We start from the raw sequence: 25,166 nt of genomic DNA, 5'->3' as shown, positions 1-25,166 counted from the left end.
CTAAATACGTTGGCGGCCTTCACTAAACCCTACACCGTTCGAGCACTGTTGTTTGAAAACGCCTTAGCACTGAGCTAGGGCGTTTTCTTTTGTACTGAAGAAAACGTAATTTTTTGCTCAATGATTGGCTTACCTATCGCTTTTTTTATCTTTTTTTGCCTAGCTGGTGAAAAAATACGCGCTGACTCTCCACTCTAATGCCACTTTCTGGTATGTTGCGCATCCCTGTTTGAGGATGTTACATGCACATTTGCCCATTATGTTTTAGTGAACAAATAGTTCCTTATTTTGCCGATAAAGTTCGCCCTTATCTGCAGTGCCAACACTGTGCACTTGTGTTTGTTAGCCCTGAACATCGTCTTGACGAAAAAGCGGAAAAAGCATTTTATGATTTGCATGAAAATAACCCGCAGGATAGGGGTTATCGCCAGTTTTTGTCACGCGTTTGTGCACCGATGTTGGAGAGGCTTTCTCCGGCATCTAACGGGTTAGATTTTGGTTGTGGGCCGGGGCCAACCTTATCCATTATGTTGGAAGAGGCTGGGCACACAATGTCGTTATACGATATCTTTTTTCATCCAGATGAAAAGGTGTTGCAGGCGACCTATGATTTTATGACTGCCACTGAAGTGATTGAGCATTTACATAAGCCGCACCAAGTTTGGCAGCAATGGTTAAATTTAGTTAAGCCAGGAGGCTGGATTGGGTTAATGACCAAACTAGTCAAAGACGTGGAGGCGTTTGCTGGGTGGCACTACAAAAATGATCTCACACATGTGATCTTTTTTAGTCGTGAAACCTTCCAGTACTTGGCCAAGCGGGATGAGCTTGAACTTGAATTTATTGGTAATGATGTAATTTTACTGAGGAAACCCCAGTAATGAGCCGTAGTAAAAAATCGAGAAAGCCGGGTTCAGCCGGTGAAGGCGACGTGATTGTCACGCGTAATCGCAGTGAGGCAGATGTTGAAGGCCGTTTGCGTAAGCGAGTTAAAAAACAGAAAGGTCTGAAAGCGGGTAGCCGCCATTCCGATGGTTCAGATCAGCAGCAGCGAGAAGCCGCTAAAGCGCGCGATCCACGTTTAGGCAGCAAGAAAAAAATTCCTCTGGTGGTTGAGCCAGCGAAGAAAATGACCAAGCAAGAGCGTCGTTTGTCGGCTGAGCAAGAGCTCGAAATGCTGGAAAATGATGCGCAATTGAACGTGTTGCTCGATCGTATTGATAATGGCGAAAACCTAGGTGCCGGCTTACAAAAATACGTTGATGAGAAACTCGATCGTATTGAAGCACTGATGAAGCAACTTGGTCTGTATGCTGAAGAGCAAGAAGATGTTTTCGAACCAATCGTGACTGGCGGTAGTGCCAAAAAATCACGTTCAGATGATGATTTATTATCAGATTTTGAAGGCTTCGACCTAAATGATTTAAAAGGATAGAAAGTGCCATGAATGTAACCTTGTTAGCCATTGCTGGTGGAATCATTATTCTCGGCTTAGCGTCTTACGCTGGTTACCTTCTGCTGCAACTGAAAAAGCAAAAGGATTTGCAGCTTCAACATCAAACATTGGCCATTGAAAAACGCAATGCAAATATTTTTGATAGCGTAAATACGCTTTGCATGGCTGGGATTCAAGGCCAATGTGATCTCTCCGAGATCAGCATCCGTGTCTACTGCATTATGGATTATGTTCAAGGCGAACAGAGAATCGACTTTGATAGTTCGTATCCCGCTATTTCCGAACTGTATTCTATAGTGAAGGATATGCCGCGTGGCGAAGAGCGCAGCCAACTCGCTAAACAAGAGCGAATGAAGCATAACTTAGTGCGCCAAAAGGCGGAGGCCCGTTTAATGGATGCGATTGTTGAAGAGTTAAAAGTTCTGCAAAAACGCATTGCCCCTTTGAATAGTCAAATTCCGATTCAAATGATGTAATGGCTCGACTGCCTCTTTCGAGTGAGTGATCGCGTTAGCAGTTTAGAACATTTATACACAAATTTCGTTTTGTCACCCGACGTCCATCATTGTCATGTGGCAAAATAGCCCGTCAAAGTTTCGAACGGAAAGCACAGCATGTCTTCGCAAGTCGTACCCAGCCAACAGATCGTATGGGATCAAGCTGTTTTAGATAAGTATAACTATTCAGGCCCGCGTTATACCTCTTATCCTACAGCACTTGAATTCCATGAAGCATTTACTATTGCCGATTATGATATGGCGTGTGCCCAATACCCTGACAGGCCACTTTCGCTTTATATTCATATCCCGTTTTGTCACAAACTTTGTTACTACTGTGGTTGTAATAAGGTGATTACCCGTCATTCGCATAAAGCCGACGACTATTTGGATGTGCTCGAACATGAGATTCGCCAACGAGCCTCTTTGCTGCATGGCCGTAGAGTCACACAACTGCATTTCGGTGGCGGCACACCAACCTTTTTAACTCAATTGCAAATTAGCCGTTTAATGGCCATTTTGCGTGGTGAGTTCCGCTTTGAAAATGACGCAGAAATCAGTATTGAAGTTGATCCGCGTGAAATTGAGTTAGAGATGCTTGATCACCTGCGCAGCGAAGGATTTAACCGCCTGAGCATCGGCGTACAAGATTTCAACAAAGAAGTGCAAAAGCTGGTGAACCGCGAGCAAGATGAAACCTTTATTTTTGCTATGGCGGAACGAGCTAAACAACTGGGTTTTCGCTCAACCAACCTTGATCTCATATACGGCTTGCCTAAGCAGACTAAAGGCTCTTTTGCTAAAACATTAGCGCAAGTGTTGGAGATGAAGCCGGGTCGATTGTCGGTATTTAACTACGCGCACATGCCGCAGCTGTTCGCTGCGCAGCGTAAGATTAAAGATGAAGATCTACCTACGGCGGAAGAAAAACTGGCCATATTACAAGACACGATCGCGACCTTAACGGGTGCTGGTTATCAGTTCATTGGCATGGACCATTTTGCTCTGCCCAATGATGAGTTGGCCGTCGCGCAGCGTGAAGGCATTTTACATCGCAACTTTCAAGGTTATACCACGCAAGGTAACTGCGACTTAGTTGGCTTTGGTGTCTCAGCCATTTCAATGATTGGGGATGCGTATGCGCAGAACCAAAAAGAGCTGAAAAAATACTATGAGCAAGTCAATGAGTTACGCCATGCACTCTGGAAAGGGGTGGCACTGGATAGTGATGACTTACTTCGTCGCGAAGTGATCAAGCAGCTTATCTGCAATTTCAAATTGGATAAAAGCCAAATTGAAGCACAGTTTAACGTGACGTTTAATCACTACTTCAAGCAAGATCTTGAGTTGCTACAAACTTTTATTGATGATGAGTTAGTGGAAGTCGATGAAAAAGAGATCCGCGTTACTTTGCGCGGGCGGTTGTTGATCCGCAACATCTGCATGTGCTTTGATAAATACTTGCGTGTTCGTGCTCGTCAGCAACAATTTTCGCGGGTAATTTAATGCCCTTACCATGAATCAAAAAGCCACTGCTCGTCAGTGGCTTTTTCTTTGATAAAGAGGGATGAGTTATGGCGTCAGGTATTTATTCGCTGCAACATCCCACAATGCTTTGATTAATGGGTTATCAAGCTGTGAGCGTTTGCAGCACACACCGAGCTGAAATGGTTTTACGGGGGCTAATTTAAGGCGCTGGATCTTATCTCTCACCGGGCTATTGTTGATCACCACATCCGGCGCAATGCCGATACCACAACCGAGCGCGACCATGCTGACAATCGCTTCATGCCCTGAGCTCTGCGCGTAAATATTGGGTTTGATCTTCATTTTTTTAAACCATGCATTGGCTCTATCTCTTGCCGTTCCCGCTTCAGGAACAATAAAAGGGACAACTGACCAATCGGGTGTGTCATTTTGCAGTTGTTCGATAAAGCTACTGATCCCGAGCGGCGCGATCACCGATAAGGGTATTTCACCAATCGTTTCAAATTCAACGCGAGCTGGTAGCTGTTCGGGCATGGCTGAAATGGCAATATCCGCTTCATCATTCAAAATCTTATCAATCGCTTGAGCAGGATCGCCAGTCAAGAGTTTGAACTCAATATACGGATGGCGAACTCGAAAATCGGACAGTAACTGAGGCAGGTGGCTATAGCTGGCGGTGACTGAGCAAAACAAACGAATTTCACCTTGTAATACGCTGTTTTGGTTTTTCATTTGTACGTTATATTGCTGCCACTCTGTAATGATTTTGAGTGCAACAGGAACCAGTTTACTGCCTGCTGGCGTTAGCTCAACGCTACGATTATCACGCACAAATAAGCTTTGGCTAGTTTCTTCTTCCAGCTTCTGGATCTGCCGGCTGAGCGCGGATGGGCTGATGTGCATCGCGGCGGCGGTCTTACTGAAGTTTTTACTCTCACACAGATGGATAAACATCTGCAGGTTTTTAATGTTCATAAGTTAATCACATCACGTTGCATAAATTGCAATAACTAATTGTGAATATATCACTTTAAGCAACTTGATGTCTGCTTTAGTATCAGTTTATTCGGTTCTAGAAACCGACCTGATGGAAAGAATCTTTAAAGGAGAGCGCTAACATGGCTAACTATTTCAATACCCTAAATCTACGCCAACAACTTGACCAACTTGGTCGTTGCCGCTTTATGGATCGCTCTGAGTTTGAAAGCGAAGCCGAGTACCTCAAAGGTAAGAAAGTGGTGATTGTCGGTTGTGGTGCACAAGGTTTAAACCAAGGTCTAAATTTACGAGACTCTGGCCTTGATGTCTCTTATGCATTGCGTCAAGCGGCGATCGACGAACAGCGTCAGTCCTATAAAAATGCTAAAGAGAACGGTTTTGAAGTGGGTAGCTATGAAACGCTCATCCCTCAAGCAGACTTGGTCATTAACCTAACGCCAGATAAACAGCACAGCAATGTTGTCGAAACCATCATGCCGCTGATGAAAAAAGGTGCAGCATTGGGGTATTCTCACGGCTTCAACGTGGTTGAAGAGGGGATGCAGATCCGTAAAGACATCACGGTTGTGATGGTGGCGCCTAAGTGCCCGGGAACCGAAGTGCGTGAAGAGTATAAGCGTGGTTTCGGCGTGCCGACTTTGCTTGCCGTTCACCCAGAAAATGACCCTCAAGGTGAAGGTTGGGATATCGCAAAAGCTTGGGCGGCCGGAACGGGCGGTCATCGTGCTGGCTGTTTGGAATCCTCTTTCGTTGCCGAAGTAAAATCGGACCTTATGGGCGAGCAAACCATCTTGTGTGGCATGCTACAAGCGGGTTCGATTGTGTGCTATGAGAAGATGGTAGCAGAAGGTATTGACCCAGGTTACGCAGGTAAACTGCTGCAATACGGTTGGGAAACGGTAACCGAAGCGCTGAAATTTGGTGGCATCACTCACATGATGGATCGCCTATCAAACCCAGCAAAAATCAAAGCGTTTGAGCTGTCTGAAGAGCTTAAAGACTTGATGCGCCCACTGTACAACAAACATATGGATGACATTATTTCTGGTCATTTCTCTAGCACTATGATGGCTGACTGGGCCAACGATGATGCTGATTTGCTGGGCTGGCGTGCTGAAACCGGTGAAACTGCGTTTGAAAACTACCCACAGTCTGATGTACAGATCACTGAGCAAGAGTACTTCGACAAAGGTATTTTGATGATTGCCATGGTTCGCGCTGGGGTTGAGCTGGCATTTGAAGCTATGACGGCTTCCGGTATTGTTGAAGAGTCAGCTTACTATGAATCCCTGCATGAGCTGCCACTGATTGCCAACACAGTAGCACGTAAGCGTTTGTATGAAATGAACGTGGTTATTTCTGATACGGCAGAGTATGGTAATTACCTGTTTGCCAATGTCGCAACACCGTTACTGCGCGAAAAGTTCATGCCAAAAGTATCTACTGATGTGATTGGTAAAGGTCTTGGTGAAAGCTCGAATTTCGTTGATAACGCGACCTTGATTGAAGTGAATGAAATTCTTCGCAACCATCCGGTTGAGTACATCGGTGAAGAGTTGCGTGGTTACATGACAGATATGAAACGCATCGCTGTCGGTGGCTAAAGGCTAATTAACCTTCCGGTGGTTAAGCAGGGGCCGAGAGTTCGCCCCTTTTCAATGACGAGAATGATGATGTAAAGCTCCAGACTGACTGGAGAGAATAAATACAAAAGCAAACACAATATAAAACAAAAGGCTTGGTCGCCGTTGACCAAGCCTTTTTTATTGGGAAATTTTCATCTCAACCGGGCAATATTATTTGGCGGTGATTTTCGCTTCTAGCTCGGCCAATTTTTGCTCCATTTCAGTGAGCTTTTGGCGAGTACGCATCAATACTTGAGTCTGTACATCAAATTCTTCACGGCTTACCACGTCCAATTTATTTAATTGGCCTTGGATCACTTGGCGGATTTTTTGATCAACGTCGGCACCCAAATCTTTTACGGGTTGAGGCATTGAATCGTGAATTTGTTTGGCAATTTGCTCAAGTTTTTTAGGGTCAAACATAGCGGCTTACACTCCTGTCAGTTTGTCTCCATTCTAAGCAATTGAGCTGAGAATGTCGTTATTCAAGGTAAGAAAAAGGCCACTGAGGTGGCCTTTTTTGAAGCAGTCTTAATTATATTGTGTTATTTATTTTCAGCGAGTCGGCGTTGTGCTGCTTTGGCCTCGTCAACTCTGGCTAGCTTTTCGAGGTCTTTATCCTCAACAAACACAGGCAGTGGCTTATGTTTTTCGGCTAGATAGCTGTAAATTACCGGCAGTACGAATAGTGTAAATAGTGTACCAATCGCAAGACCTGCCACAATCACAATACCAATACTAAAGCGCTGAGCTGCACCTGCACCCGTTGCGTACATCAACGGGATCAAACCTGCAATCATCGCTGCTGTCGTCATTAGAATTGGGCGAAGACGCACTTTGGCTGCCTCCATCACCGCTTCGATGCGAGACTTGTTATGGTGTAGCTGCTCTTCTTTCGCCACTTCACAAATAAGAATACCGTGCTTGGTGATAAGACCAACCAGTGTAATCAACCCTACTTGCGAGTAGATGTTCATGGTTGCTGCACCCCAAGCCAGTGCAATTAATGCTCCGCAAATGGCGAGAGGAACAGATACCATGATAACCAATGGATCTTTTAACGACTCAAATTGAATCGCCAGTACCAAGAAGATGATGGCGAGTGCCAAACCAAAGGTCGCGTAGAGTGCGCTTCCCTCAGTCACGTATTGACGTGCTTCACCCATATAATCGTGGTTGTAGCCTGCGGGCAGTTTAGTCGCGGCAACATCCTCAAACCACGTAATCGCATCACCCATTGCAACTCCTGGACCCGGTACACTTCCGACGGTTGCCGAGTTTAGCTGGTTAAAGTGTGGCAGTGAGCGCGGCTCTGCAATCACATCAATGGTAATTAGGCTCCCTAATGGGATCATTTTTCCGTCAACGGCACGCACAAAGTAGTGATTCATCGATTCAGGGTTGAGGCGATATTTACGTTCAACCTGCGGGATCACTTCATAAGAGCGGCCATTGAGATCGATGCGGTTGACATAGCCATCCGCCATCATAGTCCCTAATGTCGTGCCAATATCCTTCATCGTGATGCCATAAACCCCAGCTTTATCTTTGTCGATATTAATTTTCATCGTCGCAGAATCGTAATTGAGGTCTAAATCGGAGTACACAAACATCGGGCTTGCTTTCACTTCTGTTAGCACTTCAGTGGCAATAGCAAACAAACTTTCAAAGCTATTGGGTGTAGTGATGACAAATTGAATTGGCAATCCAGAGCCTGCGCCGGGAAGTTCAGGCATTTGGAAGGCCGTCACGGCCATGCCTGGAATATCTTGCACTAAGGTGCCGACTCGAGTGGCAACCTCAGCTTGGCTTGCCTGGCGTTCACTCCAAGGCACCATCGAGGCAATACCAAACGCTTGGTTGGAGCTTGGAACACCGGTAAAGACTTGAGCAAACTGGACTTCTGGCTGTTCAGACAGAATCGTATTCACGTCATTCATGGTGTTTTGTAAATAGTCCAAGTTCGCATTCGAAGAACCCGTACCAATTAACATGACCACGCCTTTATCTTCAGAAGGGGCAAGCTCACTTGGAATGAATTTGAACAGCATAGGCAGGCTGGCAAACACGATCACCGCAAAGGCAATCACGACAGGACGGCGCTGCATTACTTTCTCGAGTAATTTCGCGTAGCGGTTACTCATTGAATCAAGTAATCCATGCACTTTTTGTTCAAACTTGTTGGGCTCTTCGTGCGCTTTAAGCATTTTAGAACACATCATGGGTGAAAGTGTCAGTGCAACAATACCTGAAACAAATACAGCACCAGCCAGTGTGAGTGCAAACTCTTTAAAGAGTGAGCCTGTTATGCCACCCATCATCGCTATCGGTGCATAAACGGCGCCCAGTGTCAGCGTCATCGCAATTACCGGAACGGCGATTTCACGAGTACCAATAATCGCGGCACGAAATGGTGATTCACCCAGCTTAATGTGGCGGTCAACGTTTTCTAGTACAACGATTGCATCATCCACCACAAGTCCGATAGCCAATACCATCGCTAGCAGTGTCATCAAGTTCCATGAGAAGCCCATTCCCTGCATTACCATAGCAACACCAACTAAGGAGAGTGGAATGGTAACAATCGGGATGATAACGGCACGTAAAGAGCCTAGGAATAGAGTAATGACGACAAGTACGATCAAGGCGGCTTCAGCGATGGTTTTTATGACCTCGTGGATCGATTCATTGATCGCCACCGTGGAGTCATACATCACGTTCATTTCGATGTTACTTGGTAGATTACGCTTTAACTGCGGTAACAGATCCAACACATCTTGAGCAATGTTGATTGGGTTTGCGCTAGGTGCTGCGTTGATGGCTGCTACAACCGCTTCTCGGCCGTTTGCACTTGCGCGGTAAACATCATGGCTTTTTTCTAGCGTGACGTTTGCAATATCACCTAGGCGAATAACATTGCCGTCGCCCGTTTTAACCACCAGGTTTTTCAGCTCATCGACATTTGACACTTGCGTATCGGCACTACCGTTATACAGCACGAATTCGCCAGTGGCTTGTCCTGTTGCTGATTGATAGTTGTTGGCATTCAGCACGTTCATCACATCGCCCGCAGTGAGCTGTAGTCCTGCCATTTTTGCTGGATCAAGCCAAATGCGAAGGGCGTATTTCATGCCACCATACAAGTCAATCTTAGAGACGCCGTTGACGGTGAATATTTGAGGGTTAAATACACGCTCAAGATAGTCAGTAATTTGGCTTGAACTAAGTTCATCACTAGTGAAACCAATATACAGCACCGCGGTGGTTGAGCCGGTAGACATAGTTACCGTCGGATCTTCGGCCTCTTTAGGAAGCTGTGAGCGTACCGAGTTCGTTTTTGCTAACACATCTGAAAGTGCAGCGTTGGGATCGGTATTGAGCTTCATCGTTACGGTAATCGTTGATTTACCCAATACCGAAGAAGAAGCCATATAATCAATGTTGTCGGCTTGTGCGACTGCTTGTTCCAAAGGTTGAGTGATAAAACCTTGGATTAAGTCGGCACTTGCACCGTAATAGCCTGTACTCACTGTAACAACGGTATTCGTCATTTCAGGGTATTCACGAACTTGCATTTTGAAAATAGCTTGAAAACCAAGCAGAGCTATCAAAAAGCTGATCGATACCGCGAGCACTGGACGTTTTATAAAAACATCAGTAAAACGCATGATTCCTCCAATTACAGCATCGGTGTTTCAGCAGGTGGTGTAGTCGCATTACTTTCGACTACCCGAACTTTCGAATGGTTACTTAAGCGCACTTGACCTGAAGTGACCACGATGTCTCCATCTTGTACACCCTCTAAAATATGCGCCACAGCACCTTTGCGTTCACCTACTTTTACAACGCGCTGCTCTACTCGTTTAACGCCATCTTCTTCTTTCAACACGTAAACATTATCACCATACAGGGTGAAGGTAATGGCGGTTTGAGGAAGCGTGACTTGGTTTTCTAATTTCGGCAGGATGATGTTGGCACGAGCAAACATACCGCTGCGTAGTTTACCGTCACTATTTGGAATATCGGCTTGCACTTGGATTAAACCACTTTGAACGCTAACGGCAGGCTCAATCGCAGTAATGGATCCTGTAAACGCTGCATTAGGATAAGCATCGATAAAAATATCCACTTGCTGGCCTAATGAAATACGTGAAATATCCGTTTGTGGAACGGTAAAGCGCAGACGCATTACACTGGTATCTTCCAAGCGAACAATATCGGTGCCTGGCTGTAGGTATTGGCCTAAATACACATTACGGATACCCACCACACCAGCAAAGGGAGCTTTGATTTCACGACGATCAATGGAAGCTTTTAAACTTTCAATATCTGCAGACAAAGAGTAGTAGTTTGCTTCGGCGTCATCATAAGCTTCTTTTGAAATCGACCCTTTAGCGAATAGACCTTTATAGCGTTCGTATTTCGCTTTTGCAGCAGGTAGGCGAGCTTGTGAGCTTTTTAAATTCGCTTTCTCAACCGCAGAATCAAGCAAAACTAAAGGTTGGTCTTCCTCAACTTGTGTCCCTGATTCAAATGAAATCTTATCGATCACGCCACTTGTTTCAGATGTCAGTGTCACGCCTTGATTGGGTTCAATAAAACCAATCGCTTCAATCACTGGGATCCAATCAACAGGAGTTACATCAGTCACTGTCACTGGAAATTCAGGTTCAGGACGGTTGGCCATGAATTCGGCAATTTTTTGTTGTTTAAACAGATTAAAACCTATCACGCTACCAAACAGTAGGAAGGCGATAAGTAACATAAAGAATGTCCACTTTTTCATTCTAGTCAGAACTCCAAGTTAGTGTTGAGTAATTGCATCCCAACTGGCGTCAATCACAGCACTGAGTGCGCTGTCATCCAGTTGATAACATTCCATCGCTTTTTTACGGGCAAGGGCGACCGTTGTTTCGAAGCTTAAAGCAGACAAAATCTGGTTATCCAACGGCTTGAATAATCCCTGCTCTTTACCTTGATCAAATAGTAAATCCACTTTGGCAAACATTTTTCGCTCAAGTTCCTTAACATTGCAACTGATTGTTGTTGGCAATGATTCATATTGAACTCGGTTGCTGAGTGTTGCACTGCTTGATTGTGCTAATTCCCAGATATTAAGCCACATCATTTTAAAGCGTTCTTTCAAAGGCATCTCATCATCAATATTGGCTTGCACCGCGTCAGCAATGTGCTGACAAACGTGTAAGCGAACTGTCACAAGAAGATGATCTTTGTCATCAAAGTAACGGTAAATTGTTCCCGTTGCGACACCGGCTTCTTTGGCTAATTTGTGCATCGATAAGCCTTGAAATCCAGATTCAGCGATCAGCTTTTCAGCAGCCACCAATATCTGCTGGTACTTATCCACGTGAATACAGTTAGACATGCTGACATCCCACAGTGAATGAACGTTCATTCATTATAGACCAAACTATAGCCCCTTATGCAATACACTAGTGTAGTAAAATGACAAAAATCTTATGGTGAATGACGTAGTAATCAGTAAAGCGCGGCATTATCATAGACGGCCCAAATAAAAGTGATACGAGTACCTCATGAAGCTGAATCCAAGACAAGACGAAGCCGTCAAATATGTATCGGGCCCATGTCTAGTATTGGCGGGGGCTGGCTCGGGTAAAACGCGCGTAATTACCAACAAGATCGCTTACTTGGTTCAACAGTGTGATTATAAAGCGCGCAACATTGCTGCCGTTACATTTACTAACAAAGCCGCTCGAGAAATGAAGGCGCGGGTAGCACAAACGCTTGGAAAAGCTGAGTCAAAAGGGCTGCTCGTTTCCACATTTCATACTTTAGGCCTCAATATTATCCGTCGGGAATATAAATTTTTGGGCTTGAAAGCGGGGTTCTCTCTGTTTGACGACCAAGACCAGCTTGCGCTGCTCAAAGAGTTGACAGAGAAACAGCTCGAGGGCGATAAAGATCTGCTGCGCCAATTGCTCAGCACCATCTCCAACTGGAAGAACGACATGTTGACGCCAGAGCAAGCGAAAGGTTTTGCTCAAGGTGAACAACAACAGCTGTTCGCTTACTGCTTCGATCTTTATCAAAAGCAAATGAAAGCGTATAACGCGCTCGATTTTGATGATCTTATTTTAATGCCGGTGCTGTTATTGCAAAACAACGCCGAAGTTCGTCAGCGTTGGCAAAACCGCATTCGCTACTTGCTGGTGGATGAATATCAAGATACCAATACCAGTCAATACGAGTTAGTGAAATTGTTGGTTGGAGAACGTGGCCGTTTAACCGTGGTGGGTGATGATGATCAATCCATCTATTCTTGGCGAGGGGCGAAACCGCAAAACCTCGTGTTGCTGGGGCAAGATTACCCAAATCTTAAACTGATTAAGCTTGAGCAGAACTACCGTTCAACCAGCCGTATTTTGAGAGCGGCCAATATTCTGATTGCTAACAACCCACACGTGTATGAGAAAACGCTTTTTTCTGAGATCCCTGAGGGTGAAAAACTCAAAGTTTTGCTAGCGAAAAATGAAGATCATGAAGCGGAGCGGGTCACTGGTGAACTGATTGCGCATAAATTTCTCAATCGCACCGAATATCGTGATTACGCGATATTGTACCGCGGTAATCATCAGTCACGCTTAATTGAAAAATCGCTGCTGCAAAACCGCGTGCCTTATAAGTTATCCGGTGGAACGTCATTTTTTGCCAGAGCCGAAATTAAAGACATCATGGCTTACCTCAAAGTGTTGGTGAACCCTGACGATGACAATGCTTTTTTACGCATTGTGAACACGCCAAAACGAGAAATTGGCCCAGTCACGTTAGAGAAATTGGGTAGTTACGCCAATATGCGTGGCAAAAGCTTGTTTTCGGCCAGTTTTGAACTTGGCTTAGAGCATCATTTGTCTGGAAGAGGGCTCGACAACTTGCGTCAGTTTACGCAATGGTTAGTAGCTATCTCAGATCAAGCTGAACGAGGCAATACCGTTGAAGCGGTGCGATCGTTAGTCCGAGATATTCATTATGAAGATTGGCTGTATGAAACCTCTTCCAGCCCCAAAGCGGCCGAAATGCGTATGAAAAACGTCTCTGATCTCTATTCTTGGATTGTGGCCGACCTTGAAGGTGACAACTATGACCAACAAGAAAAATCGCTCAAAGAAGTTGTACAGCGCTTAACCCTACGCGACATGATGGAGCGAAGTGAAGAAGAGGATGAGAGTGATGCCGTTCAGTTGATGACACTGCATGCATCGAAAGGTCTTGAATTTCCTTACGTTTATTTGATTGGCACTGAAGAAGGTATTCTTCCTCATCAAACCAGTATCGATGAGGACAACGTCGAAGAAGAACGTCGTTTGATGTATGTCGGGATAACTCGCGCGCAGCGAGAACTGACTTTCACTATGTGTAAAGAACGTCGTCAATACGGGGAACTGCTTAAACCCACACAAAGTCGCTTTTTGGATGAATTACCCTTTGACGATGTTGAGTGGGAACAGAGCAAAAAACCAGTAAGTCAAGAAGAGCGCATGGCGAAAGGACAAAGCCATATTGCTAACTTGCGCGCTGCCATGTTTAAGAAATAGTGCTTAAAAAATAATAAAAACAAAGGTTTGGAATTAAAGCCAAACCTTTGTTTTATAGGAATTAATGTATTAAAGACCTGCAATCATATGCTCAATGGCGGCAACGATTTCGTCGTCAGAGCAATCCATACAGGTTCCTTTAGCTGGCATGGCATTAAAGCCTTGCAGTGCATGATTTTTCAATACATCTTTACCTTGGGCGATACGTGGAGCCCACTCTTCGGCATTGCCAATTTTAGGTGCGCCACTGATGCCTGTAGAGTGGCAAGCGATACAGAATGTACCATAAACTTGCGCGCCATCACGAGGGCCTGTCGGCTCTGCCGCAACGGGTTCGCTACCCGCTAAGTAAACATCACCTACAGGTTTAATGCGATCAGCAATGGCATCGTATTCAGCTTGGCTGGTTGCCAATGCAACACTAGAAAAGGTTAAAGCAGCGAATAACACGCTTATGATTCGTCGAGACATATCCATTAAACTCACTTTATATTCCAAAGGTAAGTTCATGCTTACCTATTTATACTTAGATTTAGAGTGTGGCTGATTTAAAAGCCATTCAAGCTGTTAAATCAATGTAAATATTGGGTGATTATATCCCGATAAGTTGTTGCAATAAACAACAAGTTGCGATCTTCAAGGGGTGAGTCACATCCTTATTATAGAGGTAATAATGGTTATCTGATGAAAAAGGCGTCAAACGATAAAAAAAGTTGAAAAAGTACTAGACGCCCTAGTGTGAACTCCGTATTATTCCACTCCGCCGATAGGGCATGCGCCCGTAGCTCAGCTGGATAGAGCGTTGGCCTCCGGAGCCAAAGGTCGAAGGTTCGAATCCTTTCGGGCGCGCCATCCGGATGCTTATGTAAATAAGTAGCAAATTGGCAAAACAGTGGTGGCTATAGCTCAGTTGGTAGAGCCCCGGATTGTGATTCCGGTTGTCGCGAGTTCAAGTCTCGTTAGCCACCCCATTATTTGGTAACTTCGGTTTCCTTTCTTGGTGAAAGTCGAGAAAAAAGATTTACATCGATGAATAGACTAGTTTGATAGTGCATCATGATGTTAGGAATAGCGGAGCAGAGGGTTCTCTATCGCTTATTCCAAAAAATGAATTTGTATCGGTGAATAGCGCAGCTTGGTAGCGCATCTGGTTTGGGACCAGAGGGTCGGGGGTTCGAATCCCTCTTCACCGACCACTTTTCTTTTCTTCTCATTGGTTAAAAATGAAAAGAAAAATAACGGCAAGCAAGCGGTTATTGCAAAGTTTGATGGTGGCTATAGCTCAGTTGGTAGAGCCCCGGATTGTGATTCCGGTTGTCGCGAGTTCAAGTCTCGTTAGCCACCCCATTATTCGGTAACTTCGGTTTCCGTTCTTGGTGAAAATCGAGAAGAAAGAGATATATCGGTGAATAGCGCAGCTTGGTAGCGCATCTGGTTTGGGACCAGAGGGTCGGGGGTTCGAATCCCTCTTCACCGACCACCTTAATAAGCCTCAGTCGAAAGACTGGGGCTTTTTAACATCTGATGTTTGGAGCCTTAATCAAGGTAATGAGAGCCAAAGTAGGGTTCGCCTGATCTTCAAAACCGGGCTCTTCACCGGCCATCTTAATAAGCCTCGGTCGAAAGGTTGGGGCTTTTTAATATCTGATGTTTGGAGCTTTAATCAAGGTAATGAGAGCCAAAGTGGGGTTCGTCTGATTTTCAAAACCGGGCTCTTCACCGGCCATCTTAATAAGCCTCAGTCGAAAGACCATTCTCTCTATTCAATGTTCGATTTCTTATTGACTCCTATCTCATTAAGTCAGTGAATTATCATGTTTAAAGGCTAAACCCTAAATTTTCTGTTCAGATGAATTCACTGCTTTTCTGCCTTTTCATTAGTTTTTAGTCTGGCATTTTGTTGGTTATTCTGGTTTTTGTTTCTAATGTGTTACGTGATATGCCGCAATATAATTTGAAATTTTATTCTGCATTCTTTTTTAGAATGCATGGTAAATTGGCGTTTTCTTAGGCTTAACGTCTATGTTTTGGGGTGTATTACTGTGTGCTAGAATATTGGTCATACCAATGATTAATGCATATGTGGTGCATAAAAATACGATGTTACTGCTTTGGTTTGATTTGATATCGACTTTTTATCCTATCGATGTTGCTTTTCTGTGAAATATTTGCCAAATTGATGGCCTTGTTAATTACCAGAATATTGTACTGGTATGAATGGATTCATTTTTACTGGCTTTGAACGCTTTGTTGTTCAAAGGTAGTTACAGACAGGGCACAACACTGCCCAAGTCGTAGAGGTCTGGGATGTCACTTTTAGAAGTAAAAAACCTGCGTATTGAATACCCATCGCGTCATGGTGTTCACGTTGCTGTGAAATCGCTTTCGTTTAATATCGAGCGGGGTGAAATTGTTGGGGTTGTGGGAGAATCAGGCGCCGGAAAATCGACCGTAGGTAATGCGGTTATCGATTTATTGAGCCCACCCGGTCTCATTGCCAGTGGCGATGTGTTCTTAGATGGTGAGAAGATTTCAGGCCTATCGCCTGAGCAGATGCGCCAAGTTCGCGGCTCTAAAATTGGTTTTATTTTTCAAGACCCAATGACGTCGCTTAATCCACTATTTACGGTTGAACATCAACTGACAGAAACCATCCACGCCAATATGAAAGTGACTGAGGAAGAAGCGTATCAGCGTGCACTTTCTTTGATGAAGCAAGTGGGTATTCCTCAGCCTGAAAACCGTTTGAAGCAGTATCCACACCAATTCTCTGGTGGCATGCGTCAACGTGTTGTGATTGCCATTGCGCTGGCGGGTGAACCTGATCTTATTATTGCCGATGAACCGACCACTGCATTAGACGTTTCTATTCAAGATCAAATCTTGAGCCTCATCCGCGAGCTATGCATTAAAAACAATGTTGGTTGTATGCTGGTCACCCATGATATGGGTGTGGTCTCGAATGTGACGGATCGCGTCGCGGTGATGTATCGCGGTGACTTGGTTGAATTTGGACCGACAGCTAAAGTGTTGGGCGCACCGGATCACTCCTATACGCGCAGTTTGATTTCCGCCGTTCCTCGCTCAGATAAAAAACTCGATCGCTTTCCGCTGGTGAGCTATATCGAAGAGGCAAGTGAGTTAAAACCACTGGATGTTAAAAACCATTGGTTAGGTCAGAGCCAAGATAATCGCCAATACACAGGCCCACTGCTGACAGTAGAAAACGTGAATTTACGCTTTACGACCAAAGATTCATTGTTTGAAAGTCGCCGTGAATATGTCCAAGCTTCAAATGACGTCAGTTTTGAGGTGTTTGAAGGGGAAACTTTTGGTTTGGTTGGGGAATCAGGTTCCGGTAAATCAACCATCGCACGCGTGATTGCGGGTCTGTACGTTCCAAACTCAGGCAAAGTCTGTTTTGAAGGAATTGATCTTACTGCGCTGAAATCGGAAAACGAGCGCCGTCCGATGCGCCGCCAGATGCAGATGGTGTTTCAAAACCCTTATACCTCAATGAATCCGAGAATGAAGATTTTCGATATCATTGCCGAGCCGATTCGTTTTCATAAATTAACCCGTAGCGAAGCGGAAACACGGCAAATTGTGCATGATCTTTTAGAGCACGTAGGCCTAGGTAAAATGGCGGGAGTGAAATATCCGCACGAGTTTTCCGGCGGTCAACGTCAACGTATTTCGATTGCTCGCGCACTCGCCACGCGTCCTCGCTTATTGATTTGTGATGAACCTACGTCCGCGCTCGACGTGTCTGTGCAAGCGCAGATCTTAAACCTATTGAAAGATCTGCAAGATGAGCTCAATTTGACCATGCTGTTCATCAGCCATGATTTACCTGTGATCCGCCAAATGTGCGATCGTGTCGGGGTCATGCAAATGGGGACCTTACTGGAGGTCGCCCCTACAGAGCAGTTGTTTAAGTCACCTCAACACCAATACAGCCAGCATTTGATTTCTTTAATGCCTGAGTTTACGGGCTTAAGAGAAGATGTAGTAACGGCGTAAGCCAAAAAAGTTACAGATAGAGATATCATGACCAAGCGTGCTTGGAATGAATAAACAGAAGCAATTACAACAACTAGGGATTTGGATTCCCGCATAAGGAGTTATGCAATGAAAACCATGAAAAGCAAACTAACAGTAGCTTTGATGGCGGCAGGCTTAAGCTTTGCAGCTAGCGCGGCCAATATTACCGTCGCTTATGATGCTGACCCAGTGTCACTTGACCCGCATGAGCAGCTATCTGGTGGTACGCTACAAATGTCTCACATGGTGTTTGATCCTCTCGTTCGTTACACCCAGACATTTGATTTTGAACCTCGCCTTGCTGAGAAATGGGAACGTGTCAATGATACAACGTTCCGTTTTACGCTGCGTAAAGGGGTGAAATTCCATTCAGGTAACGAAATGACGGCAGACGATGTGGTCTGGACGTTCGATCGTTTACAAGATTCTCCTGATTTCAAAGCTATTTTTGAACCGTATGAAAAGATGGTCAAAGTGGATGATTACACCGTCGAGATCGTATCCAAAGGCGCTTATCCGCTGGTTCTGCAAACCGCAACCTACATCTTCCCTATGGACAGCAAGTTCTATTCGGGCAAAGCGGCTGATGGTAAAGAGAAATCTGAAATTGTGAAACACGGCAACTCGTTTGCTTCGACCAACGTTTCTGGTACTGGCCCATTTAGAGTGACTTTCCGCGAACAAGGCGTAAAAGTGGAATTTGAACGCTTTAAAGATTATTGGGATAGCGCATCAAAAGGCAACGTAGACAAACTGACCTTAGTACCGATTAAAGAAGATGCCACTCGTGTTGCGGCGCTCCTTTCTGGTGATGTGGATATGATTGCACCTGTTGCGCCAAACGATCATAAACGTGTGGAAGAAGCCAAAGGTATTGATCTTGTGACCTTACCGGGTACGCGCATCATCACTTTCCAAATGAACCAAAACAGCAATGAAGCACTGAAAGATGTTCGCGTGCGTCAAGCCATTGTTCATGCCATCAACAACCAAGGTATCGTTGACAAAATCATGAAAGGTTTTGCGACAGCAGCTGGCCAACAAGGCCCAGCGGGTTATTCTGGTTATGACGCGAACCTTGTGCCTCGTTTTGATTTGAAAAAAGCGAAAGAGCTGATGAAAGAGGCTGGTTATGAGAAAGGGCTGACGCTCACCATGATCGCGCCAAACAACCGTTATGTGAACGATGCGAAAGTTGCACAAGCTGCAGCGGCGATGTTGTCGAAAATTGGTATTAAGGTTGATCTTAAAACCATGCCAAAAGCGCAATATTGGCCTGAGTTTGATAAGTGCGCCGCGGATCTGCTAATGATTGGCTGGCACTCAGATACTGAAGACTCAGCAAACTTCACCGAGTTCTTAACCATGACACGTAACGAAGAGAGTGGTAAAGGCCAGTACAACTGTGGTCACTACTCAAATCCAGAAGTGGATAAGTTGGTTGAAGCGGCAAACGTAGAAACCGATCCTGCGAAACGTGCACAGATGCTACAAAAAGTCGAAGTGACTTTGTACAACGACGCAGCATTTGTTCCACTGCACTGGCAAAACCTAGCGTGGGGTGCGAAATCTACTTTAGATATCAAACCGATTGTTAACGCGATGGAATTCCCTTATTTCGGCGACCTAGTTGTTAGCGAGTAATTACTTAAGTTGGCCGCTCTGTAATGTGGGCGGCGCTTAAGTCACTTAAGGCATCCGCTTGGATGCCTTATTAAGATCTCTGCACTTTGCTTTATTTCAGTCGGGTCGAGTGTCGTTTTTTAGGCTGAATTTTTTCGTTCCTATTAAAGTTAATTCAATTTTAAAAAGAACCATCATGGATAGTTTAAGGGGCAAGGAATGTTTTCGTTTCTGGTCAAGCGCCTGTTTCAGGCACTGATAGTGATGTTTGTGATCAGTCTGGTGGCGTTTGCCATTCAGGATAACTTAGGCGACCCATTGCGTGAGCTTGTTGGGCAGTCTGTTTCAGAAAGCGAGCGCCAAGCGCTGCGCGATGAACTTGGACTGAATGATCCTTTCATTGCCAAATATACTCGTTTTATTACGGCCGCGGTGCAGGGTGATTTAGGCACGTCCTACTTTTTCAAACGTCCTGCGGTAGACGTTATTCTCGATAAATTAATCGCAACGTTAGAGCTTGTGCTCGGTGCGACCGTAATCATCATTGTCTGTTCCATTCCATTAGGGGTTTACACAGCCATTCATCCCAAAAGCTTCTTTACCAAAGTGGTGATGGCGGGCAGCAGTATTGGTATTTCTATCCCAGTGTTCTTAACTGCGATTATGTTGATGTACGTTTTCTCGATCACGTTAGGTTGGTTACCATCGTATGGACGAGGGGAAACCGCCAATTGGTTGGGTTGGGAATCTGGCTTTTTCACGGCTGATGGCTTAGCACACTTGGTGCTGCCTTGTGTTTCACTGGCGTCGATCATGCTGCCGCTGTTTATTCGTTTAGTTCGTTCTGAAATGTTGGAAGTGCTGAGCTCGGAATACATCAAATTTGCTAAAGCTAAAGGCTTGGCATTGAACAAAATTTACTACCAACATGCACTTAAAAATACCATGTTACCGGTGCTAACCGTCGGCGGTGTACAAATTGGGACTATGGTGGCCTACACCATCTTAACCGAGACTGTTTTTCAGTGGCCGGGTACGGGCTTTCTTTTCCTTGAAGCGATCAACCGAGTTGATACTCCGCTGATCACCGCTTACGTCATATTCGTTGGCCTGATTTTCGTTGTCACCAACACCATTGTCGATCTGTTATACGGTCTGATTAACCCGACTGTGAACCTTACTGGAAAAGGAGCTTAATCATGAGCCAATTTGCTGCTGCTCCATCTCGTTGGGAGCGTTTTAAACAGTCTGATTTTTTGTACTATTTCTTGCGTGATAAAGTGGCGATGACCAGCTTCGTCATCTTTTTGGTATTCTTAACTTTGTCTGTCGCTGCGCCACTCATTGCCCCCAGTAACCCGTACGACCTATCATCGATTGATCTGATGGATGCAGAATTACCTCCCTCTTGGATGGACGGAGCTGATGAGCGCTTTGTTCTCGGCACGGATGAGCAAGGGCGCGATATTTTGTCGACCATACTGTATGGTTCGCGTCTATCACTGACGATTGGCTTTTTGGCGGTCGGTTTACAGTTGCTACTTGGTATCGTGATTGGCCTTTCCGCTGGCTACTTTGGTGGGCGTATTGATAGCTTTTTGATGCGCTTTGCCGATGTACAGCTATCGTTTTCAACCATGATGGTGGCGATCATTGTTTCGGCAATTTTCAAAGCCAGTTTTGGGAGTGAATTTTATAGTCAGTATGCGGTTGTGATGCTGGTGGTGATTATTGGCGTGGCTGAGTGGCCACAATACGCGCGGACAATTCGTGCGTCAGTGCTCGCCGAGAAGAAAAAAGAGTATGTGGAAGCGGCTCGTGTGATGGGTTTTAAATCGCCACGCATCATGTTTCGCCATATTTTACCTAACTGTTTATCGCCTATTTTGGTTATCTCAACTGTACAAATTGCCAATGCGATCATGTCTGAAGCGGCACTCTCTTTCCTAGGCTTAGGTTTGCCAGTCGATCAGCCATCATTGGGTGCTTTGATTAGCATGGGCTTTAACTACATCTTCTCTGGCGCTTGGTGGATTACGGCTTTCCCTGGTTTTGTACTAGTCACATTAGTGTTGGTGATCAATCTGTTGGGTGACTGGCTACGCGATGTTTTTAACCCAAAAATTTACAAAGGGTGATGTGGCAATTGATTTTTGCTAAAGAAAATCCCTAAACTAAAAGCCGCCGTCAAATGCGGCTCTTTTTTTGCTAGTATTTTTGTTATACCCAATCTAAATCCATTGAACTAGGGAACATTGAATCGGTAATGTTGTCACTACTATTAAGCAAGTATATGGACTCAATATGATGACCCTGATGCGGAAAACGACCCTGTGTGTGACATCAAGCCTAACGGTGTTGGCGTCGCTGGCTTTATTTCAACCCGCTTGGGCGGAAGATTTTCTTTGTGATGCGACTCAAGCTTCTGTCGATCAGCTGCCCATTCTTGATAAAGCATGCCCAATAGGGCAAGGTTTATGGGGAAAGAAAAAGCCCAAAGGGCAATCATCCACTTTTTGGATTCAGTGTGGTGTGTTAAATAAGCCATTATCTTTGCTGAAAGCCAAAGCGTTTTATACCCATATTTCTACCGATGTATGGCTAAAACCAGAAGCGAAAACGTATCGTTGCTTAATCGGTCCTTATACTGATTATGAGCAAGTAAAAAAAGAACTGCCTCTTATCCAGCAAATCCCCGGTTATAAAGAAGCTTTCATTCGTGAGGTTGTCAAAGGGCGCGCACAGTCTAGCTCGCCGATAAAAAAGACAACTTCCACTCAAGCAACGTCTGCCGCAAAACAAATCACCAAAAAGTCTTTACCGAAACCACAAGTGGAAATGGCGAGTTCGCCATTATCAACGAAACCATCAACCAAAGCGCCAGCTCTTAATGTTCCGCCAGCGGTTGAAATTCGTTTGAGCACCACCGCAAACGGTTTGCAGTTTGTGGTGCCTCATTTACGTTCGAGTGATGAACAGTTCTATATGGAACATGGTCTAGCATGGAGCCGCCTAAATTATGAGGTGGCAGAAAAAACCTGCCAAAAAATGGCGATGCGCTTGGTAACGGAAGAAGAGTGGCAACGCCTTTTGGATTCAAAACAGATGGACAGTAACCAATGGCCAATGCACTTACCTTATTGGGGATGGTCGCAAAAAGGGCTTTTTACCAACGGTAAAGTCAGCCAACTGAAAGGTTCCTCATTACTCAATGTGATTTGCGTTAAATAAGTGTCTCAGTTTGCCGTCAGAAATGGCGGCAGCGCTACTCTTTCTTTCCCTCTTCGAGTAATTGTAGATAGCGTTGTTCGATAAAATCTTTTTCTTTACTGATGTGATACAACTGTTTTTTCATCGCTTCGACATCGACAGAAGTGCCACCTTGTTTGGCTTGCTCTTTGTATTTCTCAATGGTCTCTAGTAGTTCTTTTTTCTCGGCTTGATAATTTTTTGCCATTTCGTAGAAATCACCCGCTTTACTGATCTTAATGTATTCCGCTTCTAACTGTTCAAACTCTTTTTCGATAGTGGCTTTTTCTTCTTTCAAACTGTCAACGGTATCAGTTTGAGCAAAGAGTTTTTTACGAGTCACTCGTAGCCCTTTCACACTTTTATCGAGATCGCCTTTCAGTTTGCGGATCAACTTATGCGATTTACTCAATTTCTCATTGAGCTCATCAATTGAAGCCTGATCTTCGGCACTAATGCCCTGAGAAGAGGAATTTTTGATGAGAGAAACCTGTTGCTCGAGCGCTTTTTGAATGATGATTAAATCATTCAGAGTCGAGCTATGCTCTGCGGTGTAGTTCAACGCATTTTCAACGGATTGTTGGCATAAATGAAGCGTGTCTTCATCGCTATCACTTTTACTACGAGTAAAACCATGCGCAAATTTCCTAAATTCACGCAGGATCAGCAGTAGGATAAAAAACCAAGCCAACAAGATAATAAGCCCGAGATCGATCGCTAAGAGCGATAAAACCTTTTCGGTGAGGAACTCTTGTATTGGCATCACATAAACCCACTTTTGTTGCTGTATTTTCAGGTAAGTTTAGTTGTTGTAAAAAAATGTGCCTATACTTTGAACAAGTTAGGTCATAGAAAAATGTGCTGTGAAGATTCTCATTGTTGATGACAGTAAAGCGACACTTGAAATAGTCAGACGAGCCTTAGAGGCGTTTGGCTACCGACGTTTGTCCATTCAAAAGGCAGACAATGGTAAGGCCGCACTCAAGCTGATTGGCAGTTGGCAGCCGGATATTGTCTTAACAGATTGGCACATGCCCGGTATGACGGGGCTGGAGCTGACACAAGCGATAACCAAACGTAAGCTCGGGATAAAAGTGGCAATGCTCACCACGGTGGCCGATGAGCAACAAATCAAACAGGCGCTTGAAGCTGGAGCGTCGTTTGTGTTATCGAAACCGTTTGACGATGGTGAACTACACCAAAAGTTGCTTCCTTTAGTGCAAGGAGCGGAAGAGAGCTGCATTGAATTAGATGAAATGGTTGAGCTGCAAGATGAGTTGGCTTTACCAAAGCTTTCGCAGTTAGAGAAGCTGCTAAAAAGAGCGGTAGGTGCTGATATCGTGCTGAATAATATTCGTCGCCAATTGTTTGATGAGAGTAAAATTCCTTGTTTGATGGCAGTCTATGAAGATGGCGAAACGCAAAAGCCGCGCGCGGTGGCACTGCTTGATATCTACGCCGTTTGTGTCTTTGCTAAAGGCAACCCCAGCATTACCAAAGAGCAACTACGACAAGCGGTACACAGCAAAATGGTCAGTAAAGATATTCTCGATACTTGCCAGAAAGTATTAAGTGCTTCCGCATTAGCGTTTCTTGATAATCAAACCCGCAAAAGCTTGAAGTTAAAAAATATCAGTTTTATCCCTCAATCGTTTGAAAAGCTCGAAACCCTATTTGCCAAAGAAGCGGATAAACGGGTCGATTTTTCCTGCCAAATGGGGGCGTTAGCCCAAGGGAAAATTACTTTGGTGGGATTTTAATCATCTTTAAGAGCATATTCTGAGGTTATCTTTATGACAGGATGATTTTTGCTATTGGGTATATTCTTAGATGATATTGATGAGCCGTTATTCATGAGATATAAGCAAAATTGCCACTTAGTGACTATACTGAAGTTATTCCTAAAAGTATTTAACATTAGGATTAATTGATTAATTAAAGGAAGCGATATGATAAAGTTTATACGGATATTCATCATTGGTTGCTTAAGCCTATTTATGTCAGCCCCACTTTTAGCGAATGTTACGTGGGAGGGGCATTGCCGAGATAGAAAGCCCTATCTTTATTTTGAAAATGGTGAGTGTAAAGGCCCTGGTGGCGATGTGATTAACCAGGTTATTCTTAAGTTGGGGCATAAAGTCCATTGGACAAAAGTTCCTTGGGCAAGAACCATTGGTGTCGCTCCACAGGGTGGAGTTGATCTTATTCCTCTGCACTCTATGGATGAAGAGAGAGAACAGTTTCTTCACCCATTATTAATGGGGTATGGTGAAAGAGAGGTGTTTTATTTTACTCGGACGAACTCGGATATTGATGCAAATAGTTTTGATGAAATTGTCAGCCGAGGTTTTGTTATTGGTGCACTCAATGGCAGTTTTTATAGTGACCAATTTAACCAAAATACAGACAAATTAAAAATCAGTTTTGTCACTAGCGTAGAACAAATTATTAATATGCTAGAGGCTAGTCGCATCGATCTTGCTATCACCTCTGAACAGCATGGGCTTAATCTTTTTGAAAATGACCCTAAATTAAAGAAAATAAGTTATAAAAACATTTACCTAAATGGTCGTTTTTTTAGTGTGCCTAAACGATCGGCGAACTATCAGTA

General features: G+C 44.5%; 20 protein-coding genes and 5 tRNA genes. 18 read left to right on the top strand and 7 right to left on the bottom strand.

Translation table 11 applies throughout. The annotated features are described in order from the left end of the window. Nucleotides 1-242 precede the first annotated feature (242 nt). The 4 genes from AACQ17_RS10545 (at nt 243) to hemN (ending at nt 3,459) form a co-directional block, all read left to right on the top strand. Entirely contained in the window at nt 243-881 is a 639-nt protein-coding gene (locus AACQ17_RS10545; protein WP_013855645.1) for a class I SAM-dependent methyltransferase, read from the top strand. After that, nucleotides 881-1,435 (top strand): Der GTPase-activating protein YihI, encoded by a 555-nt coding sequence (gene yihI, locus AACQ17_RS10540; protein ID WP_013855646.1) that lies wholly within the window; start codon nt 881-883, stop codon nt 1,433-1,435. Before AACQ17_RS10545 ends, yihI begins: the two co-directional genes overlap by 1 nt. 8 nt (nt 1,436-1,443) lie before the next feature. Then, the gene (locus AACQ17_RS10535; RefSeq protein WP_017042451.1) at nt 1,444-1,932 is read left to right on the top strand and encodes a DUF2489 domain-containing protein; all 489 of its coding nucleotides are present in this window, start codon (nt 1,444-1,446) and stop codon (nt 1,930-1,932) included. Nucleotides 1,933-2,070: 138 nt separating this feature from the next. Then, the gene (gene hemN, locus AACQ17_RS10530; RefSeq protein WP_047690293.1) at nt 2,071-3,459 is read left to right on the top strand and encodes an oxygen-independent coproporphyrinogen III oxidase; all 1,389 of its coding nucleotides are present in this window, start codon (nt 2,071-2,073) and stop codon (nt 3,457-3,459) included. A 66-nt stretch (nt 3,460-3,525) separates the two neighbouring features. On the opposite strand, the gene ilvY is transcribed toward hemN, so the two are convergent. Then, a complete protein-coding gene (gene ilvY, locus AACQ17_RS10525; protein ID WP_013855649.1) occupies nt 3,526-4,416 on the bottom strand; it encodes an HTH-type transcriptional activator IlvY in 891 nt (296 codons plus the stop codon). A gap of 143 nt (nt 4,417-4,559) precedes the next feature. On the opposite strand from ilvY, the gene ilvC reads away from it, so the two are divergent. After that, the gene (ilvC, locus tag AACQ17_RS10520; RefSeq protein ID WP_013855650.1) at nt 4,560-6,044 is read left to right on the top strand and encodes a ketol-acid reductoisomerase; all 1,485 of its coding nucleotides are present in this window, start codon (nt 4,560-4,562) and stop codon (nt 6,042-6,044) included. Between the two features lie 192 nt (nt 6,045-6,236). On the opposite strand, the gene ubiK is transcribed toward ilvC, so the two are convergent. The 4 genes from ubiK to AACQ17_RS10500 form a co-directional block, all read right to left on the bottom strand. After that, on the bottom strand, nt 6,237-6,488 hold the full coding sequence (gene ubiK, locus AACQ17_RS10515; RefSeq protein WP_010319855.1) for a ubiquinone biosynthesis accessory factor UbiK: 252 nt from the start codon (nt 6,486-6,488) through the stop codon (nt 6,237-6,239). A 122-nt stretch (nt 6,489-6,610) separates the two neighbouring features. Beyond that, nucleotides 6,611-9,733 (bottom strand): multidrug efflux RND transporter permease subunit, encoded by a 3,123-nt coding sequence (locus tag AACQ17_RS10510; RefSeq protein ID WP_094147790.1) that lies wholly within the window; start codon nt 9,731-9,733, stop codon nt 6,611-6,613. An 11-nt stretch (nt 9,734-9,744) separates the two neighbouring features. Then, a complete protein-coding gene (locus AACQ17_RS10505; protein ID WP_013855652.1) occupies nt 9,745-10,851 on the bottom strand; it encodes an efflux RND transporter periplasmic adaptor subunit in 1,107 nt (368 codons plus the stop codon). Between the two features lie 18 nt (nt 10,852-10,869). Further along, a complete protein-coding gene (locus AACQ17_RS10500) occupies nt 10,870-11,481 on the bottom strand; it encodes a TetR/AcrR family transcriptional regulator (protein WP_013855653.1) in 612 nt (203 codons plus the stop codon). A gap of 139 nt (nt 11,482-11,620) precedes the next feature. On the opposite strand from AACQ17_RS10500, the gene rep reads away from it, so the two are divergent. After that, nucleotides 11,621-13,639 carry a DNA helicase Rep gene (gene rep / locus AACQ17_RS10495; RefSeq protein WP_017048508.1) on the top strand — a complete coding sequence of 673 codons (2,019 nt, stop codon included), beginning with the start codon at nt 11,621-11,623 and terminating at the stop codon, nt 13,637-13,639. A gap of 69 nt (nt 13,640-13,708) precedes the next feature. On the opposite strand, the gene AACQ17_RS10490 is transcribed toward rep, so the two are convergent. Beyond that, the gene (locus AACQ17_RS10490) at nt 13,709-14,116 is read right to left on the bottom strand and encodes a c-type cytochrome (protein WP_088718017.1); all 408 of its coding nucleotides are present in this window, start codon (nt 14,114-14,116) and stop codon (nt 13,709-13,711) included. Nucleotides 14,117-14,414: 298 nt separating this feature from the next. On the opposite strand from AACQ17_RS10490, the gene AACQ17_RS10485 reads away from it, so the two are divergent. The 10 genes from AACQ17_RS10485 to AACQ17_RS10440 all read left to right on the top strand — a co-directional run bounded on the left by AACQ17_RS10485 (nt 14,415) and on the right by AACQ17_RS10440 (nt 22,537). Further along, nucleotides 14,415-14,491, top strand: a tRNA-Arg gene (locus AACQ17_RS10485). Nucleotides 14,492-14,534: 43 nt separating this feature from the next. Then, a tRNA-His gene (locus AACQ17_RS10480) sits at nt 14,535-14,610 on the top strand. Nucleotides 14,611-14,758: 148 nt separating this feature from the next. Further along, nucleotides 14,759-14,835, top strand: a tRNA-Pro gene (locus tag AACQ17_RS10475). Nucleotides 14,836-14,910: 75 nt separating this feature from the next. Then, nucleotides 14,911-14,986: transfer RNA gene (locus AACQ17_RS10470), tRNA-His, on the top strand. Between the two features lie 56 nt (nt 14,987-15,042). Beyond that, nucleotides 15,043-15,119: transfer RNA gene (locus tag AACQ17_RS10465), tRNA-Pro, on the top strand. Nucleotides 15,120-15,946: 827 nt separating this feature from the next. After that, complete coding sequence (locus AACQ17_RS10460; RefSeq protein ID WP_094147789.1) at nt 15,947-17,662, top strand: dipeptide ABC transporter ATP-binding protein; 1,716 nt, start codon at nt 15,947-15,949, stop codon at nt 17,660-17,662. A gap of 108 nt (nt 17,663-17,770) precedes the next feature. Continuing rightward, on the top strand, nt 17,771-19,327 hold the full coding sequence (locus AACQ17_RS10455; protein ID WP_026027967.1) for an ABC transporter substrate-binding protein: 1,557 nt from the start codon (nt 17,771-17,773) through the stop codon (nt 19,325-19,327). Between the two features lie 198 nt (nt 19,328-19,525). Next, nucleotides 19,526-20,503, top strand: coding sequence for an ABC transporter permease (locus AACQ17_RS10450; RefSeq protein WP_013855660.1), 978 nt, complete (start codon nt 19,526-19,528; stop codon nt 20,501-20,503). 2 nt (nt 20,504-20,505) lie between these two features. Continuing rightward, a complete protein-coding gene (locus AACQ17_RS10445) occupies nt 20,506-21,444 on the top strand; it encodes an ABC transporter permease (RefSeq protein ID WP_010319654.1) in 939 nt (312 codons plus the stop codon). A gap of 166 nt (nt 21,445-21,610) precedes the next feature. Continuing rightward, nucleotides 21,611-22,537, top strand: coding sequence for an SPOR domain-containing protein (locus tag AACQ17_RS10440; RefSeq protein WP_094147485.1), 927 nt, complete (start codon nt 21,611-21,613; stop codon nt 22,535-22,537). 34 nt (nt 22,538-22,571) lie between these two features. Here the strand turns inward: AACQ17_RS10440 and AACQ17_RS10435 are convergent, their stop codons facing one another. Then, nucleotides 22,572-23,321 (bottom strand): chromosome partitioning protein ParA, encoded by a 750-nt coding sequence (locus tag AACQ17_RS10435; RefSeq protein ID WP_081317722.1) that lies wholly within the window; start codon nt 23,319-23,321, stop codon nt 22,572-22,574. Nucleotides 23,322-23,418: 97 nt separating this feature from the next. Between AACQ17_RS10435 and AACQ17_RS10430 the strand changes: the two genes are divergently transcribed. Continuing rightward, nucleotides 23,419-24,315 carry a response regulator gene (locus AACQ17_RS10430; protein ID WP_094147484.1) on the top strand — a complete coding sequence of 299 codons (897 nt, stop codon included), beginning with the start codon at nt 23,419-23,421 and terminating at the stop codon, nt 24,313-24,315. Nucleotides 24,316-24,504: 189 nt separating this feature from the next. After that, nucleotides 24,505-25,166 (top strand): substrate-binding periplasmic protein (locus AACQ17_RS10425; RefSeq protein WP_094167696.1); only part of this gene is annotated, 662 nt, incomplete at its 3' end.

The sequence above is a fragment of the Vibrio sp. V10_P2A27P122 genome, from assembly GCF_963874335.1.
GTDB classification, from domain to species: domain Bacteria; phylum Pseudomonadota; class Gammaproteobacteria; order Enterobacterales; family Vibrionaceae; genus Vibrio; species Vibrio anguillarum.
The sequence above is the reverse complement of the archived record's forward strand: the minus strand, read 5'-3'. Positions and strand labels throughout refer to the sequence as shown.

What these genes read in the sequence shown, in the direction of transcription:
- AACQ17_RS10545 (WP_013855645.1), top strand. Translation starts at nt 243, where the DNA reads ATGCACATTTGCCCATTATGTTTTAGTGAACAAATAGTTCCTTATTTT.
- yihI (WP_013855646.1), top strand. Translation starts at nt 881, where the DNA reads ATGAGCCGTAGTAAAAAATCGAGAAAGCCGGGTTCAGCCGGTGAAGGC.
- AACQ17_RS10535 (WP_017042451.1), top strand. Translation starts at nt 1,444, where the DNA reads ATGAATGTAACCTTGTTAGCCATTGCTGGTGGAATCATTATTCTCGGC.
- hemN (WP_047690293.1), top strand. Translation starts at nt 2,071, where the DNA reads ATGTCTTCGCAAGTCGTACCCAGCCAACAGATCGTATGGGATCAAGCT.
- ilvY (WP_013855649.1), bottom strand. Translation starts at nt 4,416, where the DNA reads ATGAACATTAAAAACCTGCAGATGTTTATCCATCTGTGTGAGAGTAAA.
- ilvC (WP_013855650.1), top strand. Translation starts at nt 4,560, where the DNA reads ATGGCTAACTATTTCAATACCCTAAATCTACGCCAACAACTTGACCAA.
- ubiK (WP_010319855.1), bottom strand. Translation starts at nt 6,488, where the DNA reads ATGTTTGACCCTAAAAAACTTGAGCAAATTGCCAAACAAATTCACGAT.
- AACQ17_RS10510 (WP_094147790.1), bottom strand. Translation starts at nt 9,733, where the DNA reads ATGCGTTTTACTGATGTTTTTATAAAACGTCCAGTGCTCGCGGTATCG.
- AACQ17_RS10505 (WP_013855652.1), bottom strand. Translation starts at nt 10,851, where the DNA reads ATGAAAAAGTGGACATTCTTTATGTTACTTATCGCCTTCCTACTGTTT.
- AACQ17_RS10500 (WP_013855653.1), bottom strand. Translation starts at nt 11,481, where the DNA reads ATGAACGTTCATTCACTGTGGGATGTCAGCATGTCTAACTGTATTCAC.
- rep (WP_017048508.1), top strand. Translation starts at nt 11,621, where the DNA reads ATGAAGCTGAATCCAAGACAAGACGAAGCCGTCAAATATGTATCGGGC.
- AACQ17_RS10490 (WP_088718017.1), bottom strand. Translation starts at nt 14,116, where the DNA reads ATGGATATGTCTCGACGAATCATAAGCGTGTTATTCGCTGCTTTAACC.
- AACQ17_RS10460 (WP_094147789.1), top strand. Translation starts at nt 15,947, where the DNA reads ATGTCACTTTTAGAAGTAAAAAACCTGCGTATTGAATACCCATCGCGT.
- AACQ17_RS10455 (WP_026027967.1), top strand. Translation starts at nt 17,771, where the DNA reads ATGAAAACCATGAAAAGCAAACTAACAGTAGCTTTGATGGCGGCAGGC.
- AACQ17_RS10450 (WP_013855660.1), top strand. Translation starts at nt 19,526, where the DNA reads ATGTTTTCGTTTCTGGTCAAGCGCCTGTTTCAGGCACTGATAGTGATG.
- AACQ17_RS10445 (WP_010319654.1), top strand. Translation starts at nt 20,506, where the DNA reads ATGAGCCAATTTGCTGCTGCTCCATCTCGTTGGGAGCGTTTTAAACAG.
- AACQ17_RS10440 (WP_094147485.1), top strand. Translation starts at nt 21,611, where the DNA reads ATGATGACCCTGATGCGGAAAACGACCCTGTGTGTGACATCAAGCCTA.